Genomic DNA, 16,265 nt, shown 5'->3' with positions numbered 1-16,265 from the left:
GGGGATCATCATGTTCGTGCTCGCTGCCCTGGTCTGCCTGGCCGTCACCACCGCCATCGCCGGCCTGTTCCTCCTGCTCGTGCCCAGCCGCCTGGACAAGCGCCTCGATGCGATCGGCAATCCGGCCGCCGCAACCGACTGGAGCGCCACCGTGGCGCAGGCGGTCGGCCCGTTCGCGCGCGTGCTGGCGCCCACCGGCGACTGGGACAGTTCGCCGCTGCGCCTGCGCTTCATCCATGCTGGCATCCGGCGCGGCGACGCGCGCCTGATCTATTTCGGCCTGAAGACGGTGCTGCCGCTGGTGTTCGCCGGCGCCACCTGGCTGCTGCTGCGCGCCTTCACCGTCTTGGACGAGATGACGGTGCTGATGAACCTGGGGATCGCGGCGCTGGCCGGCTGCTACCTGCCGAACTTGGCGCTGTCGCTGCGCCTGCGCGAACGCAAGCGCGAGATTTTCGAGCACTTCCCCGATGCCGCCGACCTGATGCTGGTGTGCGTGGAAGCGGGACTGGGGCTCGATTCGGCGCTCACGCGGGTGGCCGACGAAATGGGCATGAGCAGCCGCGCGCTGGCCGAGGAACTGCACCTGACCAACCTGGAGATGCGGGCCGGGGGCAGCCGCGCCCAGTCGCTGCGCAACCTGGCGCTACGCACCGGCATCGAGGAAATCGGCACCTTCGCCACCATGCTGACGCAGTCGGACAAATTCGGCACCAGCATCGGCGAATCGCTGCGGGTGTTTTCGGAAGACTTGCGCCACAAGCGCCAGGTGCGCGCCGAGGAACACGCGGCCAAGGTGCCGACCAAGATGCTGATTCCCCTGGTCCTGTTCATCTTCCCGTCGATCATCATGGTGGTACTGGGGCCGGCCATGATCGTCATCGTGCGCACCATCATGCCGATCCTCAGCGCTCATTGAATCCTTCGTGGCGCCGGCCGGCCTGGTCGGGCTGGACCAGGCCGTGGCGGATCGCGTAGACGTACATGCCGAGCCGGTTGGGGACGTCGAGCTTGCGGTAGATCGAACTGAGATGGTTGCGCAGGGTGTGCTCGGAAATGAACAGGCGCTGGGCCACCTCGTGGTTGGCGCTGCCGCTCAGTTCGACGGCGGCGCTGACGATGGCCCGTTCGCGCGCGGTCAGGGCGGCATGCTTTTCGGCCGGCGGCTCGGGCCGCAGCGCGCGGCGCCAGCCCAGCATCTGGCCGAACACGCGCTCCATGGTGTCGGCGTCGAACCAGAGTTCGCCGCGATGGATCTTGGCGATGGCCTTGAGCACTTGCTCGGCCGTGACTTCCTTGTGCAGGATGCCGCGCGCGCCGCGCCGCACGGCCAGGTCGAGCAGGTCGGGGTCGTGGGCGGCGGTGAGCACCAGCGCGCGCGAGACGCCATTGGCCAGCAATTCCGGCAGGAACTCGACCGTGGAGACGCCGGCCAGGTCGAGGTCGAGCAAGATCACGTCGGGCCTGAGTTGCGCGGCGCCGGCCAGGGCCTCGGCGCAGGTGCGCGCCGTGCCCGCCACCGCCATGCGCGGGCGTTCGGCGTCGATCAGGGTGTGCAAGCCCCACAGCATGGTCTGATGGTCGTCAACCAGCATGACCCTGACCGGGCCGGCCAGGTCTTGTGCTTCACTTTTCATAATGGAATCTCCACGCTGACAATGGTGCCGTTGGCGCCGTCCTGGCGCACGCAAGCGGCGCCGCCCAGGGCGCTGGCGCGCTCGCTGAGCGAACGCGGCTGGAAGGCCGGCGGCGCATGGGCGCCGTGCGGGTTGATGATGTCGATGCGCAGCATGGTGCCGCTGCAGCGCAGCGCCACGCTGGCCTTTGTAGCCTCGGTGTGGCGGCAAATGTTGCTGATGCCTTCGCGCACGATCTGCAATACTTCCGCGCCGAGCCGGTCGCCCAGCGCGACGTTGGCGCCGGCATCGATGCGGACCTTGACCCCGTAGGTCGCCTGCGCCCGGGCGGCCTGGCGCCGCAGCGCGGCCAGGAACATGGTGTCGCCGGCCGGCGCGGCGCCGCAGGCACGGCGGGCCTCGTCGCGCAGTTGCGCGATGACGTCGGCCGCCATCGATACCAGCTTGTCGAGGTCGGCGGCGAGCGGATTGCTGGGCGCGGCCTTGCGGCACAGGGCGACCAGGCCCAGTTGCAAGCCGATGTAGGACTGGATAGCCGTGTCGTGCAGGTCGAGCGCGATTTTCTTGCGCTCCAGGCCGGCGGCGTCGGAGGCGATGCGGTCGAGCAGGTCGATGCGGTCGATGGCGCGCAAGCCCTGTTCGGCGATGCGCGCCAGGAACAGGGCGTCGCCGCGGCCCAGGTGGCGCGTGCGCGCGGCCACGTAGATGCGGCCCTTGCCGCGTCCAAAGCTCACAGGGGCGCTGATGAAGGCGGTGGCGCCCAGCAAGTCGGCCAGTTGGCGCAGGCGGGCGGGATCGTGCGGCGCCCAGGCCGCTCTGGCGCCGCCGTGGCCGAGCGCGCAGCCGCCCAGGGCGCCCCAGCGGCACCACGGACGCATGTACAGCAGCACCTGCGTGTGCGGCGCGGGCAGCATGGCGCGCGCCAGGGCGGGGTCGATCGGGTCGGCCGCTGCCAGCGCTGGGCCGCATGCGCGCACCGTGCGCAGCGCGTGGGCGCCGCTGTCGTGGTCGTCCAGGAGCAGCAGGCAGCTGTCGGCCAGGAAGAAGGCGCGCACCCGCTCCAGCGCGGCGGTCATGCTGCGGTCGATGCCGAAGCGCGGATTGGCCACCTGGTTCATCTCGCGCAGCAAGGCCTGGCGGCGCGCCGCCAGGATGTGCATTTCGCCCAGCTGCGCGATCACGCGGCCGAAGGCGAGCAGCACGGCCGCGCGCAGCAGCAGGCGCGCCGGCGTCACGTCGGGCAAGGTGACGATGGCCGCCAGGTAGTACAGAAATACGGTGGCGATGGTGACGCGCACGCCTTCGGCCAGGCCGTAGCGCAGCGAGGCGACCACGATCGCGAACAGCAGGAATACCAGCGGGAAAATCTCGGCCGGGCCGACTGCGGCTACCACGGCCACCGATACGGCCACATCGAGCCGGTGCCGCAGCTTGCCGCGGCTCCAGCGCGGCTGGCAGCGGGGGAACAGGTAGACGGCCGCGCACAGCGCCGCGTAGACGGACAGGACCAGCAGCGCGGTGAGGTTGGCGCGCTCAGGGCCGGGGTGGTCGAGGACGGCGACCAGCACCGCCGAGACGGTCAGCACCAGCCTGATGCGCGCGACCAGTTGGCTGTAGGCCACGTCCGACTGCGCTACCGAGCTGGCCGCATCCTTGTCGAGGGGGGAGTCCGCAATCACCATTCCTTGTCGTTCCATTCGCAGTCAAGCCATGCTGCCTGCCGCCGGCGCCGTGGTGCCGGGCCGGGCTTGCTGTTGCCAATCGATTATTGATTGTAGGTTGTTACTTTCAGCCGCCCATGACGCGGGTCACAGCATCGGGCCATGCGCCGCGAAACGAAGGCAGGCAAGGTTCTGTGCGGCACCATGGCGCGCCTTCGGCCACATACTGTCCAACGGAAATGCGTACGCGATGAGCTACGCCAGCTTGCTCACCTTCCATGACGACCTCATCGTCAGCTAGCGCGCGTAAATCCGTGCCTGCATGAAAAAAGCCCCGTCATCACCAGGATGCGCGGGGCTTTTTTTCATCGGAACAGGCCGGATGGCGCTGATGCCATCACTGCAGCGCGGCTGCGGCAGGAAGAACCATGCCCCCATCTATTGATCGGAGTAGGCAAAAACGCCGATGAAAACGGGATCGTCTGCTATCGCGCGGGTGACGACTGCCGGGTCATACGCGAAGTCGTATTGAATAACAACCTCTCGTGCTTTTTCTATTCCTATTTTTTTCGCCGCTGCCATCACATTGTCACTATACGTTTTTGAATAAGACAGAGGGGCCAAGAGGCGTGATAGCTCAACCACTTCATTGTCGAAAGACATGCTTTCCTGGTCGCTGAGCCTGTAATAACCCACGCCGCACAGGTCCTGCAGTATGTCGATGTCGTCATCTTCTTCAGTCTGAGGTGTCAAACCGACCCATGCCGAAAGCACGCCTTTTTTTTCAAAATTTTGTTCATAAAACTCATCTTCATCGGAATAATCGTGTCGAGCCATATTTCCTCCCTACAATCCAATTGGGCGTCTCGAAAATCCAGCCCAGCCATGGCATCATAGCGGCTCCTTGTTACTGACCTGATTTCATGAACAAGACAAGTCTGTTTACCGACCAGGATCGCAAAGCCAAGCTCAATTAGCTTGGTGACACGCTCAGGGCGATGGAGCAGTTGACGAAGCAGCTCCGCGCCCCGGCCGCAAACGCGGCGGTCGTCCTCCATTTCCTAGGGAACTGACGGTACGTGTGTTGCTGATCCAGCAGTTGTTCAATTTGAGCGACCATCAAATGGAATTCCAGTGCGCGACCGCCTGAGCTTCCAGCATTTTGCCGGACTGCGTGCCAGCAGCCGGATACCGGACCGGGCGACGATCCGGACGTTCAAGGAGTGCCTGCTCAAGGCCGACGCGAACGAGAGTATTTTTGATGCCATCAACCGCCATCTTTCCAGGCATGGCTACATTATAGTTGGCGTCACTGGTGCAATCGAAACCGCTATTTCAACGACAATTTCCGCGAACTCAATTCCCTCCACTGGAGGTTGTTCATATTTTAACGGGTCGAAAACCGAAAAAATATCAACCCGACAGCCCAGGCGAAAAAGATCAATGTCGCCATCATTGTCGCAATATATTCCGAGGGATTTCGTCGATCCATCATCTAATGACAGATCAAATGAGTTTATATCATCTTCTTCGTCTTGGCCCGCGTGATATAGCGCTACAATCACTCCAGAAACATACCTTCTTGGCATATTCCCATTCCCTATATTCGCCCACCATTCTTCGGATCCATATAGGCCGTACACTCCTTTGTATCCCATCTTTGGTCGCGTGTCATCCAATGTTAACGCTTGCTGGAGTGCTACACGTTCAGGATATTTTTTAAAATCATTAACTAACTGATAAACCAACTTCATTGGCACTTCAAAATCATCCAATTTCAAATACATACACACTCCAGGTAATTATAAGAGCTTATATCTCTTGTTTCAATTGTCTACCAAACTTAAGCGTAACATGACAGGCTCTCGACGTGAAATCGGAGTAAAGCAGAACAGCGCATAGAAATTTTTAACTTAAAATATATGGCCTCTAAAAGCTATTATCAAAATACGTTTTTTGATGAATTTCCGAAATTTATCCGAAAGTAGCACCGCTACCGCCTCTTTTTTGGAGCTACTTTCTGGATGCTCACGGCCTCAGTGCTAACGATATTTTCGTTGAATATTCTGCGCGCCTCACCTTTGCCAATCAAGGTATTCATAACTCCGTCGCTATTGTTTATATGAGGTCGCCCTGTCCCCTCCAGCTTAAGCGTGGCGTTCCTTTCAGTCCATTTATAACTTCCGGCTACTGATGGTAAATCCGGAAACTGTTTCGATGTTTCAGAATCGGCACTGAGAGCAATTTTTTGCAATTTCGCTGCGGTTCCTGGCTTTACGGCAATCTTGACAGTTACCCCCGTGTACTCCTGTGAATAAAGTACATTTGGTGATAGTCCCGTTTCGCCGGTAGCAATAATTCCTTCGGTCGGAAGACGCCTGAAATGGGGTTCGCTCATAGTTCTATAATATATTTCATTCCCGGCAGCGTCGAATTCTTGAACCGGATCGAATTCCTGTAATTTTGCACGCGGAACGGCATCAGAACATGAATCCATTAAGCCAAGCGGATCGACCGAATTCAGCGGATTATTCACATAAGCATATGGATTTGGTCCGCCTGCCAATCCAAGCGGATCCGGCGTCAAATACCGCGCTGTGCTCGCATCGTAGTACCGATGCCAGTTGTACGCCAGCTTCGATTCAGCGTCGTAATACTGGCCCTGGAAGCGGATTGGACAGTCGGTCTTGCTGACAGTCACTTCTTCGGTCTCGCCCCACAGATTGCTCTTGGCCTGCCACGCGATGCCACCGTCGGCATCGATCAACTCCTTCGGGGTGCCGATGTGGTCGAGCACCACAGCGTAGGTTTTGGTCGTTTCCTTGCCCTTGCGCCGGATCGTCTCCGTTTTTGCGAGCGGCCTGAAACTGTCGGGCTCGTAGTCCCAGGTAGCGCAGATCTCTTCGATGACGTCTGAACCGCCTTTGCCATCCGGCTTCCTGTTGAAGCGCCGTTCCTCGGCGACCGTGTGGCCATCCCACAGGTAAGCGACTTCGATAAAGCGCGCCGAGCCATTGCCCGGCACCTGTTTTTTGCTCAGCCGGCGGCCCAGCGCATCATAGGTATATTCCCAGGCGTCGCCATCGGGCGTGATGACACGCTTGAGCCGGTTCTCGCTATTCCAGACATAGTGCCAATGCTGTTGCCGGCCCCAGCGCTTGCCTTCGGTGCGGGTGATGACGCGACCCTCAAGGTCATATTCATAGTTGACCTTGCCTGCTTGCATAAGCTTGCCGCGCTGATGAACGCGTTGACCCAGCGCATCAGCGTTGCTGGCGTCGGTGCCGAGCAGCGATTTTTGCTTGATCGCGTCGATCAGATTACCCGCCAGATCGTAGGCGTATTGCTCTTCGCCGTCGCCGCGCCGGGCTTGCGTCACGCGGCCAACGCTGTCATAGCCGATGTCGATGACACCGAGGCTGCGCTCGCCCAGCTTGCTCGGATTGCCATTGCCGTCATAGTTGACCGCGCGTTCCTGGACGGTGCGCGCCGGCCGGCCCGACTCCGGCGCGATGCCGGTCCATTGCCGGGTCAGGCGGTTCAGCTGATCGTGTTCCTGCTCGATGCGCAAGCCGCCAGGCAGTCGCCGCCCCGTTTCCCGCCCGCGGCTGTCGTGCAGAAAGCTGAAGGTCTGCGCATCGGGCAAGGTCAATTCAACAGGCAGGCTGTTGGCGTCGAATTCCCAGACGCTGCTATGCCCGCCCGAACTGCTGCGCTCGGTGCGTCGCCCCATCAGGTCATAGCCGCTGGCGATGCTGCGGCCATTCTGGGTTTCCCTGACGATGCGGCCCATGTCATCGCGCTCGAAGGCGATGTCGCTGTCGGCGTTCACGGCGCGCGCCAGGCGGCCCAGCGCATCGTAGGCGTAACGGGTACTGCCCTCGCTGTTGATCTGTTCGAGCAACTGCCCCGCGTGGTTGCGCAGGTAGCGCGTATGCTGGCCCGACGGCGTGCGCTTCTCGATCACCAGACCGTCGGCATTGACGCCGTATTCGACCGTGCGGCCGGCGAAATCCGTTTCCGCGATTACCTGTCCGCTTGCGTTCCGGAGATAGCCCCAGCGCTCGCCCATCGGATTGATGACTGCGCTCAAACGCAACTCGGTATCGTATTCGTAGCGCGTGATGGCGCCGTTCGCTTCGATCGTCTGCGTCAGCCGGTCGAAGGCGCAATAGGCGTGCTGCGTCACCTTGCCCAGCGCATCGGTGCGGGCAATGCAGTTGCCTTCGGCATCGTACTGGGCCAGATGGCGGCTGCCGTCCGGCAAGGCAATCTCGAGCGGCTTGCCTTCGACGTTATAGACGTAATGGCTGGTATGCTGCTGCGGGTCGGTACGGGCGGTGACCCGGCCAAAGTCGTCGCGCGTGAGCCGGGTCGGATTACCCAGCCAGTCGGTGGCGCTGGTCAGCAGACCGCGCGCATCGTGCACGAAGGTGGCGACCGCGCCGGCCGGATTAATGACGCGCAGCACATTGCCATACGCGTCGTGTTCGAAGCGCGTTACCGCGCCGCCCTGGCCAGCCTGGATCAGGTTGCCGCAATCGTCGTAGGCGCGTTCAACGCGCTTGCCATCCGGCGAGGTAACGGCGACCGGCAGGTCACGTCCGTCGTAGGCGATAACGGTTTCCTTGCTCGCCGCATCAATGTGACCGACCATATTGCCGCGTGCATCATAGGCCCAGCGCAACACTGCGTCGCCAGGTGTGATGGCGGCGACCAGATTCTGGTGCGCGTCGTATTCGAACTCGCTGACACCGCCGCACGGATCGACTTCCTTGATGACCTGCCAGGCATCGTTGTAGTGGTAGGCGGTGGCGTGGCCCAAGGAATTGGTGTAGGTGTTGACCTTGCGCGCGTCATCGTAGACGAAGCGGCCGGTCATGTGGCCGCCGGCACCGCCACTGGTTTGCTCGCAGCGGCCCTGATCGTCATAGCGGTAGCCGATCCATACGTCGTTGCGGTCTTGCCAGCGGATCAGGCGGTGGGCGCTGTCATAGGCATAGGTGAGCGGCAAGCCACTGCTGTTGATGATGCCCGACAGGTCGCCATTGGCATGGTAGGTGTAGCTGGTCAAGGTGGTCTGGCCGCCCTCGGGGTGCAGCAGACTGATGCGGGTGATCGCATGTTCGCTCGCCTCGACCTTGAGCCGCGTGCCGCCGCTGTGGCGCACTTCGGTCAGGACAGCGCCGGTGTAGACCAGCGCAATCCGGTTGGCGTTGCGGTCCGTGATGGCCGCCAGACGCCAGTGCCTTGCATCGCTTGGCTCGAAACGCAAGGTGGGTTGATGCCGTTGCTCAATCAGGAAGTGGCCGTCGAGCCGGGTCACGCGGAAACCTTGGTAGACAGGGTGCGTGACGCTTGCGCCCATGTCTGGCATGGCAAAGCGCATCGAGGCGCCATCCTCGGCATGGAACACCAGTTCCGCGTCATTACTTACTTCAATCCATTGCCCCCAGGTGCTGGCCCAGGCCTTGCCGAATACCGTCCCGACCGGATTACCGGACGTGTGCACGCGCCGCAGTACGATGGGCAGCACGCCCGGCAAGGCAAAGTCGGTCTGTTCCAGGATGACGTCGCCCGTGATGACGTCGATCGGATCGCCGCACTTGCACTTCGTCCCGTTGGGACGCTCGTTGACGGGGTTGAATTTGGCGACACCGGGTACGCCGCCCTTGACGAAGGCCATGGCCGGCGTGGTGGGCATGGGAATGAATTTGTTGCCGAGCCACGCGCCGCCCTTGGCGCCGGCCGCGCCCCCGAGCATGCTGCCGGCCAGCATCATGGCTTTCTGGCCGTCCGACCCTTCGCCGAACATCAGTCCGCCCAGATATTCACCGCCCTTGCCGCCCACCATGCCGAGCACCAGTCCGCCGAGGGCGACCAGGGGGCCGGCCAGTATCGTGGCGCTGACCAATCCCGCCACCAGCAGGGTCGTGTGCACCCAGCCCGGCACCTCCGGCGTGATCAGGTCGGGATCGGTGGTGGCCGTCGCGCCGCCGACGAAGACGTTGGGGGAGCCTGCATGGATCTTCGCGCTGCAACTGATCATGTCGCCGACGCGGGCGAAGGGCTGGCCGTTGACGAACACGGTGGACGAGCCTTGCACGACCAGCTGGGGAGCCGGTCCATGGGTGGCGCAAAGGGCGGTGGAGAGGTGGGCTCGCGCGACCTGCTTGCCATTCGCAAAGACGTTCAGCGAGCCGGTCTTGACCGCCCCGGTCAGGTTGGCGCCAAAGACCTTGTCCGTCACATTCATCGAACCGACCACTTCCCCGACGCCGGCGGCGCCGGCCGTGACGGCCACCGCCCCGGCCACCGCCACCAGCGCCAGGCCACCGGTGGCGATGATGGCGGCGCCGACCAGCGCGCCGATCACCAGGCCGGCGATCAATCCGCCCATCGCATGACTATGCGCGATGGGATCGTCGACACGTCCGGCCGCCGCGCCCAATCAGGACTCCTGCACGGCTTGGGCTGCGGCCGGCACCGGCGCATGCAGGTGCATGCTGCCGAGCATGGTATCGAACGCCGTATTCCACTCATCCTTGAAGGCACCGTGACTAGTGCCGGTCAACAGCAATGCCTTGCTGCGGTCAGCGCTGGCGGCCTGGACAAAGACGGCAACCTGGCGCTGGTGCATCTCGCTATCGCCATTGCGCCAGGTGTAGTGCAATTCCACCGCTGCCGAGCCGTCCACGGTCAGGTCGCGCTTGCCGAGCAGTTCGAATTTCGGCAACGCCTTGCGCAGCTCGCTTGCAAGGCGAAGGGCGAAGGCGTCCACCGTGGTCTCGGTGAAGTCTTCGGCGCGCGAAATGACGAACGAGAAATCGCTCGGACCGTCGTCGTTGATGATGAATTGGTTGACCGTGCGGTCTTTCAGGCTCGGGTGCAGATCGAAACTCGCTTCGTTGAGATTGTAATGGCTCATAGCTGTGTTCTATCGATGGTGGAGTCAGGGGAGGAAATTCACGGAGGGGGAAGGATCTGCGCGTCGGTTCGCCGCGCGCTATTGGCCAAGGCCATCGGAGGGATGGACCAGGAATCACAGCGTAATCTGTTGCGGCTACCTATCATTATTTCGCCGCCTTTGGGAGCTCATGTAATGGTGCTATAGGGAAATTTCGAAATACTGCAGATGCTGGAAAGCATTAAATACTGATAAGCATTATGTCATGACCGAGAAAATATGTGCCGATATTTCAATATTTCCATACGGATTTTGTCGTGGCATGCAGACTTCCTATGCTCGTCAGTAGCGCCGCACTGGCATCGGAGCGGGCGATTTGCGTTCGTGAACGGGACGAGTCGATCGCAGATGAGCGGCTTATCGCCGTGTCACCCGGATGGTCCTTCGGGCCCGCCATTCACGGCGGCACGCCAAGGTAGAAGCAAAAAACCCCGCCATCACAAAGATGCACGGGGTTTCTTGTTATGTGGCGGCGCCGCTGTCCGGCGCCCTTTTCGCAGTGTCTTAGACGTTGAACAGGAAGTTCAGCACATCGCCATCCTTGACCACGTACTCCTTGCCTTCGGCGCGCATCTTGCCCACTTCCTTGGCGCCGGCTTCGCCCTTATAGGCGACAAAATCATCGAAGGCGATGGTTTGCGCGCGGATGAAGCCGCGTTCGAAGTCGGTGTGGATCACGCCGGCCGCTTGCGGCGCGGTATCGCCCACGTGGATGGTCCAGGCGCGCACTTCCTTCACGCCGGCGGTGAAGTAGGTTTGCAGGCCGAGCAGCTTGTAGGCGGCGCGGATCAGGCGGTCGAGGCCTGGCTCTTGCATGCCCATGTCGGCCAGGAAAGCACCCTTGTCGGCGTCGTCGAGGTCGGCGATTTCGGATTCGATGGCGGCGCAGATGGCCACGATCGGCGCGTTCTGCGCCTTGGCGTAGGCGGTCAACTGGTCGAGCAGCGGGTTGTTGGTGAAGCCCGTGTCGGACACGTTGGCGACGTACATGGCCGGCTTGGCGGTGATCAGGCACAGTGGCTTGATCAGCAGCATTTCTTCCGCATCCAGGCCCATCGCGCGCACCGGCTTGGCATCGTTCAGGAAGGGCATCATGCGTTCCATCAGCGCGACCAGCTTGGCGGCATCCTTGTCGCCGGAACGGGCTTTCTTGTTCTCGCGGTGGATGGCTTTTTCGACGGTGCCCATGTCGGCCAGCGCCAGCTCGGTCTGGATGACTTCGATATCGTCCAGCGGGCTGATCTTGCCGGCCACGTGGATCACGTTGTCGTCTTCGAAGCAGCGCACCACGTTGACGATGGCATCGGTTTCGCGGATGTGCGACAGGAACTGGTTGCCCAGGCCCTCGCCCTTCGACGCGCCGGCGACCAGGCCGGCGATGTCGACGAATTCGACGATGGCGTTGACCATGCGTTCCGGCTTGACGATGGCGGCCAGCGCATCCATGCGCGGGTCCGGCACTTCGACCACGCCGACGTTCGGCTCGATCGTGCAGAACGGATAGTTTTCGGCCGGAATGCCGGCCTTGGTCAGCGCGTTGAAGAGGGTGGACTTGCCGACGTTAGGCAGGCCGACGATGCCGCATTGGAGACTCATGGGAAGACTTTCTAGTTCGATGGACGAGGGGCGCTCAAACAGGCAAGCCCCAAAACCCCATATTGTAACCTTGGACGGGGCCGGGGGCCGCAAAAACCGGGTTTGGCGGTGCCGTGCCCGGGCGCGGCGACAGTCGGGACGGCCACGCCCGGGCCCGCACGCCGGAGCGAATCGAGCACGCCCGCCTGCGTTTTCGGCCTAGCCACGCCCCGGACGGTGTCCTGGCGCGTCGGCAATCGCGTCAATGCCTTGTTCGTCGATGACTTTCAACAACCGTTGTGCAATGGGGCTCGGAATATTGTACGCCGACTCCCATTTGACCACGGTCGACTTCGTTATGCCCATGTAGCGCGCCAGGACTTCCTGGCTGAGGTTCTCCTTATTGCGGATACGCAGCACGTCGCGCGCAGTCAACGACGGCGGGGTAAAGCAGCTCTCGTCAAATTCGCGCATCGTTTTCTTGTCGATGATGCCGACTGAATGGAGGGCGGCCGCAGCGCTATGGACCGCCTCGAAAGCGTCGCTGCGGTGGGGCCGCGCTGGGACCTTGCGGGTGGAAGCACTCTTCATGGCCGCGCCCGTTTTGTCGGCTTTGACGGCCTGGCGCGCAGGGGCGGCTATCGCCGTCGCCGCCAGGCGTCGGCTTTCCGCATGCGTTCAGGTACTGCGGATTTTGCCGCTGGCTTGTTTGCGGCCTTGGCTGGCTTTGCTGTCGCCGGTTTAGCATTCCTCATGGCATATCTCCACAAAATCGTTTGATTTCAACAATGCCGCGATGGCTGACGGTGTCAGTAGTGCATAGCTGCGGATCATCCATCCTTCAAAATGTCTGGATGCGCGAAAGATCGGGTTGGTCGACAAACGCAACAAACTCGTCGCGCAGGCGCTGGCCTTGCCCGATCGCCTGCTGCCAATTGCGGATGCGGGCGTCATGGTCGAGGCCGTAGAAAGTGAAATCCTTGCGGTCGGGCAGCTTGCCGCGCGGGAGGGTGCTAAGAAAATGCGCGGTCGGGGCGACAAGCAGCACGTTGTCGAGCCAGCCGCGCTGGGCGCCGCGCGCCATGCGCCGCCACGGCATCGCCTTGTCCAGCCAGCCGGGAACGATGTGCTCGCTGAAGTGCGGGTAGAGCACGATTTCGCCCGGCGCCAGGTTCGAGTACGGCAGCGCCAGGTGATAGTCGATCAGGCCGCCATCCCAGTAGGCGCCCGGCGGAGCGCCGGCAATCGTGCGCACCGGCGGCATCAGCATGGGCAGGGTGCCCGAGGCCAGCAGGGCGTCGGCCAGGTTGGTGCTGTCGAGGGTGGCGAAATGGGTGGTGAAGCTGTCGAAGCCGGGTGTCATCCAGCTTGGTGCGCCGCGCGCATCGCCGACGACGACCCGTTCGGCCACCCGGCCCAAGCTGGCGCGCGAGGCCAGATTGAGCAGCGCGGCGGCGGCAAAGCCGGTCGCTTCGGCACGCCGGTGGGCTGGCTCGGCCAGCGCGCGCCGCCCGCGCGCCGCGATCACATGCAGGCGGTGCTGAGGGTGAGCGGTCACTTGCGCCTCGTGCCCGCCGACCAGCTCGTGCAGGAGCTTGCGGCAGACGGCGTTGATTTCCTGCGGCGAGGGCTTGGCCGTGTAGCGCTGGCCGCAGTACAGCTCGCCCAGGCGGGCCAGCGCGGCGACCGGATCGGCCTGGCAAGCGGCGGCCATGCGCCAGGCGCCGATCGAGGCGCCGATCAGGGCGCGCTCGCGCGGGGATTGCGGGAACCAGTCGCCGAACAGCCATTGGTCGAGCGACTGGAAGATCAGGCCCTTGGGCCCGCCGGCGGCGGCGGGAACGACGGCGATGTCGCGCGCGCGCAAGCCATGCTGGCCGATGTGGGCCAGCGCGTGCGGGCCGGCGTGGAAGGAAAGTGCGTGCATGCCGTGATTATGGCGACAAGAACGCGCTTGCGGCAAGTCTATCCAGGGAGGGGTCACGTGAAATCGCACTGCATTGCAAACTATCTTGCTGCGACAATTCGTTCCTGACATTACAGCTTTCTGACCGACTATTTACTTTCACGCCGTGCTTGGCCATCCCGCCTCGTGCCGCTCAAGCACCACGCCGGAGGCGAAGTAGCCGCCGTCCCACAATGCAAACTGCACGCCCGGCTGCACAACGTCGTGGAACAGTTCAGGCGCGATGACGACGCACCGGACCAGGACGGTATCGCCGGACACGAATGTGTGCGCTTTATCCACCCACATTCCCACGGTATGGAGACCGTCGACGCCATCCATCCGCATCGGCACACGCCGGTGCAAGCCATCCTCAAACACGAAGCAGTGGAGGCGTTCCGGGCCTTGCCCGGTAAAATGAAATGTCAGTTCGGCAGTAAATTGTGGTGCTGGTGGCATGATGGACTTCCCTCGTTTTCATTTCGCATTCGGTGGATGGCCACGGGGGTAGCCACGGGGGTAGCCACCCGAGCACGATTGCGGCAAGTCAAATGCGCATGCAGGAGCCTGCGTAACATGGGCCGCTGATGCCTCGTCCGGAGCCTTTCATGCCCATTTGCCTCGCCGTTGTATTGAGCGCCCTCCTCCTTCTTGCCAACACCGGCGCCGCCGCCGCCGATACCGGCACCGATACCGGAACCGATCCCTCGATGGTGGTCGACAAATACATCCAGCACTTCGTGGTCGACACCGATGGCAGCTACCGCCTCACGGTCGACAACGTCAAGACCATCGTCCTGCAGCGCGCGGTGCAGGCGCACAGCCAATACTACATCAGCTACAACAGCAGCCTCGACGAAGTCAGCGAGGTCGAAGCTTCCACCATCAAACCGGACGGCCGGCGCATCCCGGTGCCGCCGGAACAGGTCAAGGACCAGCAGGAACCGGCATCGGGCGACGCGCCCCTGTTCCAGGATACGCGCCTGAAAGTGGTCGTGTTTTCCGATGTCGCGGCGGGCGACAAGGTGGCGCTGCACTATGTCCTCAAGCGCAAGAGCGCCTTGTTTCCCGGGCATTTCGAGGACTTGTCCTCGTCCCAGTTTTACGCCGTCAAGCAATTTCACCTGATCTACGACATGCCGGCCTCGATGCTGCTGTACGCGGACGCGGCAGGCTTCGTGCCGGTGCCCGCAAGCAGCGCGCCCGGCCGCCAGGTCTACCAGTGGCAATATGTCAGCGGACCGAACCGGCGCATCGAGGCGGAATCGGTCAGCTATCTCGATTACGGCAAGCGGCTGGCGGTGTCCACCTTCCCCAACTATGCCACCTTTGCACGGGCTTACCACGCGCGCGCGCAGGCGCAGGCAGCGGCCACCCCGGCCATCGCCACCCTGGCGCAGCAAGTGACGGCCGGCCTGGACACCCCGCGCGCGCAAGCACTGGCCCTGTCCGAATGGGTGCGCCGCAACATCCGCTACGTGGCCGTGTACGCCGGCGCCGGCGGCGTGGTGCCGCATGCGGCCGCCGCCGTGCTGAACAACCGCTACGGCGACTGCAAGGACCACGCGATCCTGCTCGAAGCGCTGCTGGCGGCGGCCGGCATCGACAGCAGCGCCGCCCTGATCAACAGCGGCAATGCCTACCGCCTGCCGGACGCGCCCACCCTGGGCATCTTCAATCACGTGATCACCTACATTGCCGCGCTCGACCTGTACCTCGATTCCACCTCGGATGCGGTCGCCGCCGGCTATCTTCCGCCGGCCGCGCTCGGTAAACCAGTGTTGCTGGCCAAGACGGGCAAGCTGGCGCAGACGCCCTCCATGCAGCCGGAGATCAACCGGACCCTGGCGCGCTTCGAGGTGGACACAAGTGGCCGCGGCAGTTTCAAGGTGGTGCGCACGGCCGGCGGCGCGATCGCCGAGCCTTACCGCCAGGCCGTGCGCGACACGACACCCGCCGAGCGCGACCTGTTCGTCGAGCGCACCTTGCAAGCCCTGGGCCAGCACGGCGATGGCAGGTTCGATGCCGGCCTGCTCGACGGCGAGGGCGACGAGTACCGCATGGGCTTTGCCGGCGTGAGCGACAACGTCGCCGACCTGCCGGGGCCGGCCGGGGTGGCGACCAGCTTCAATTTCTGGGGCGGACTGGGCGAGGAGGTGGCGGGGATGGCACAGGAAAAAACCCGCACGCAAGACTTTATCTGTCCGGGAATCGATGCCGCCGACGATATCGCGATCGGATTCGCGCCCGGCATCCGCATCGTGGCGCTGCCGAAAGCGCTGTCCTTGGCTGGCGCCGGCCTGTCGTACCAGGCCAGTTACGCGCGCCAGGCCAACACGGTGCACGTCCGGCGCAGCCTGCGCTTCCGCCATGCCGGCATGATCTGCACCCCGGCCGACTACGTGCGCATGCGTCCGCTGCTCGAACGCATGATGCGCGACCTCAAGAGCCAGGTCATCGTCAAGGGCGGCTGACGCCCG

At 62.9% G+C, this 16,265-nt stretch carries 13 protein-coding genes; 3 read left to right on the top strand and 10 right to left on the bottom strand.

The features are described from left to right. The first annotated feature begins 10 nt into the window (after window positions 1-10). Window positions 11-919 (top strand): type II secretion system F family protein, encoded by a 909-nt coding sequence (locus IV454_RS10790; protein ID WP_206091448.1) that lies wholly within the window; start codon window positions 11-13, stop codon window positions 917-919. On the opposite strand, the gene IV454_RS10785 is transcribed toward IV454_RS10790, so the two are convergent. The 3 genes from IV454_RS10785 to IV454_RS10775 all read right to left on the bottom strand — a co-directional run bounded on the left by IV454_RS10785 (window position 906) and on the right by IV454_RS10775 (window position 4,135). Further along, on the bottom strand, window positions 906-1,637 hold the full coding sequence (locus IV454_RS10785) for a response regulator (RefSeq protein ID WP_054265895.1): 732 nt from the start codon (window positions 1,635-1,637) through the stop codon (window positions 906-908). The two genes, IV454_RS10790 and IV454_RS10785, sit on opposite strands and share 14 nt — an antisense overlap. Further along, window positions 1,634-3,334, bottom strand: coding sequence for a sensor histidine kinase (locus IV454_RS10780; RefSeq protein WP_206091447.1), 1,701 nt, complete (start codon window positions 3,332-3,334; stop codon window positions 1,634-1,636). Before IV454_RS10780 ends, IV454_RS10785 begins: the two co-directional genes overlap by 4 nt. Window positions 3,335-3,736: 402 nt before the next feature. Continuing rightward, the gene (locus IV454_RS10775) at window positions 3,737-4,135 is read right to left on the bottom strand and encodes a hypothetical protein (RefSeq protein WP_054265893.1); all 399 of its coding nucleotides are present in this window, start codon (window positions 4,133-4,135) and stop codon (window positions 3,737-3,739) included. Window positions 4,136-4,379: 244 nt separating this feature from the next. Here IV454_RS10775 and IV454_RS33495 point away from each other — a divergent pair, with 244 nt between their 5' ends. Continuing rightward, complete coding sequence (locus IV454_RS33495; protein ID WP_370663786.1) at window positions 4,380-4,448, top strand: hypothetical protein; 69 nt, start codon at window positions 4,380-4,382, stop codon at window positions 4,446-4,448. A 142-nt stretch (window positions 4,449-4,590) separates the two neighbouring features. Here IV454_RS33495 and IV454_RS10765 read toward each other — a convergent pair whose 3' ends face one another. From IV454_RS10765 to IV454_RS10735, 7 genes are all read right to left on the bottom strand, one after another. After that, on the bottom strand, window positions 4,591-5,085 hold the full coding sequence (locus tag IV454_RS10765; RefSeq protein ID WP_206091446.1) for an immunity protein RhsI2 family protein: 495 nt from the start codon (window positions 5,083-5,085) through the stop codon (window positions 4,591-4,593). Between the two features lie 206 nt (window positions 5,086-5,291). Next, a complete protein-coding gene (locus IV454_RS10760) occupies window positions 5,292-9,749 on the bottom strand; it encodes an RHS repeat-associated core domain-containing protein (RefSeq protein ID WP_206091445.1) in 4,458 nt (1,485 codons plus the stop codon). Continuing rightward, on the bottom strand, window positions 9,750-10,226 hold the full coding sequence (locus IV454_RS10755) for a DcrB-related protein (protein WP_206091444.1): 477 nt from the start codon (window positions 10,224-10,226) through the stop codon (window positions 9,750-9,752). 543 nt (window positions 10,227-10,769) lie between these two features. Then, window positions 10,770-11,861 (bottom strand): redox-regulated ATPase YchF, encoded by a 1,092-nt coding sequence (gene ychF, locus IV454_RS10750; protein ID WP_054265890.1) that lies wholly within the window; start codon window positions 11,859-11,861, stop codon window positions 10,770-10,772. Window positions 11,862-12,059: 198 nt separating this feature from the next. Continuing rightward, window positions 12,060-12,431 (bottom strand): helix-turn-helix domain-containing protein, encoded by a 372-nt coding sequence (locus IV454_RS10745; RefSeq protein ID WP_206091443.1) that lies wholly within the window; start codon window positions 12,429-12,431, stop codon window positions 12,060-12,062. 250 nt (window positions 12,432-12,681) lie between these two features. Next, entirely contained in the window at window positions 12,682-13,767 is a 1,086-nt protein-coding gene (locus IV454_RS10740; RefSeq protein ID WP_206091442.1) for a patatin-like phospholipase family protein, read from the bottom strand. 138 nt (window positions 13,768-13,905) lie between these two features. Next, a complete protein-coding gene (locus IV454_RS10735) occupies window positions 13,906-14,244 on the bottom strand; it encodes a hypothetical protein (RefSeq protein ID WP_206091441.1) in 339 nt (112 codons plus the stop codon). A gap of 149 nt (window positions 14,245-14,393) precedes the next feature. Here IV454_RS10735 and IV454_RS10730 point away from each other — a divergent pair, with 149 nt between their 5' ends. Beyond that, window positions 14,394-16,259, top strand: coding sequence for a DUF3857 domain-containing protein (locus tag IV454_RS10730; RefSeq protein WP_206091440.1), 1,866 nt, complete (start codon window positions 14,394-14,396; stop codon window positions 16,257-16,259). Window positions 16,260-16,265: the final 6 nt, after the last annotated feature.

It is taken from the genome of Massilia antarctica, assembly GCF_015689335.1.
In the GTDB taxonomy this organism is placed as follows: Bacteria; Pseudomonadota; Gammaproteobacteria; order Burkholderiales; family Burkholderiaceae_D; genus Telluria_A; species Telluria_A antarctica.
Note: the sequence above shows the minus strand (reverse complement) of the source record. Positions and strands in the feature narration are given on the sequence as shown.